Origin of the sequence: Rhizobium sullae (assembly GCF_900169785.1) — a bacterium.
GTDB lineage: Bacteria > Pseudomonadota > Alphaproteobacteria > Rhizobiales > Rhizobiaceae > Rhizobium > Rhizobium sullae.
Map to the genome: position 1 here is coordinate 1 of NZ_FWER01000161.1, position 1,081 is coordinate 1,081.

General features: G+C 66.2%; 1 pseudogene. It reads right to left on the reverse strand.

The window, feature by feature from the left end:
• Positions 1 to 1,055 (reverse strand): annotated as a pseudogene (locus tag BN1800_RS39505) (SH3 domain-containing protein); the annotation flags it as partial.
• Between the last annotated feature and the right edge of the window lie 26 nt (positions 1,056 to 1,081).

Here is a 1,081-nt window from a genome sequence, read left to right on the forward strand (position 1 = left end):
CTGATGCGGGCGAACTCGCCGCCGTGCTTGACGGCTGCGGTGCCCCACGAGCCGTAGACGTTCGTCCCACCGCGGGCGGCGAAAGCGTTGCCCGTCCTTGGATTGTAGGCCGCGACGAAGCCACGCGACCCCGCAGGGCCGGAGATCGCACCGCCCCTGACGTAGGTGCCCGTGCGAGGATCGTAGGCGGCGCCACCGGCCATGCCGCGATAGGGACCGTAGGCATATCCGTAGCGGCCGAAAGTGCCGAAGGCCGGGTTGTAGAAGGCGCCAACGCCGTACGTGACCGGCCGCGGATAGTAGGGCCAGTAGCCGCCCGACCAGCCGAAGTCCCACCATGCGGGATAGGCCCAGCCTGTTCCCCAGACGAGGGCGTCCCATGCGAGGTACGCGCCGAGGTAGCCTGCGGTGTAGCCGTACCAGACCGCGTCCGGCTCCGTGTCGTAGACCCTGACATAGGTGACGTTGTAGACGGACGATGAGGGCGGGATCTTGTAGACGTCGTCGGGAACCGTCTTCGCGACTTCGAAGGGCCCCGTCGGCGTGTCGCCGACGAACCAGACGCCGTCCTTCAGCACGAAGTACTTGTCGCCGACCTTGATCACCTGCTCGTTCGAGTTCAGGGCGTTGGAGAGGGTGGTCCCATCTATCGCTTCGAACCTCGGTTCGCCGCTGTAGGCGACGTCGACCTTCACCGCCCCGTCGGTCGCCACCCGCGCCATCTGCGGAATGCTGGCTTTCAGGCGGGCCTCGGCACTTTCGGACGTTCCCGGAACGGAAGCCCGTACTGCGTAGTAGGAAGCGTCCTGCGGAATATTCTGGAAGTCGGCGGGGAGGCTCGGCGTCGCGAAGGTCCAGGGGCCTTCGAGCGACGCCGCCGAAAACCAGCGGCCGGAAAGCAGCACGTACCATGTCTTGTCCGCAGGGCGATAGAAGACGTCGCTCGTGGTGTTCGACGCCCAGTCCAGCCCCGTGCCCGGCACCTTCTCCAGGGCAGGCTTACCGTCGAAGACGAGGAGTTCCGCTGGCACGTCCGAGTAGAAAACCTTCGGCACGCCGCTCTCGCCGAACTTCGTCGCGG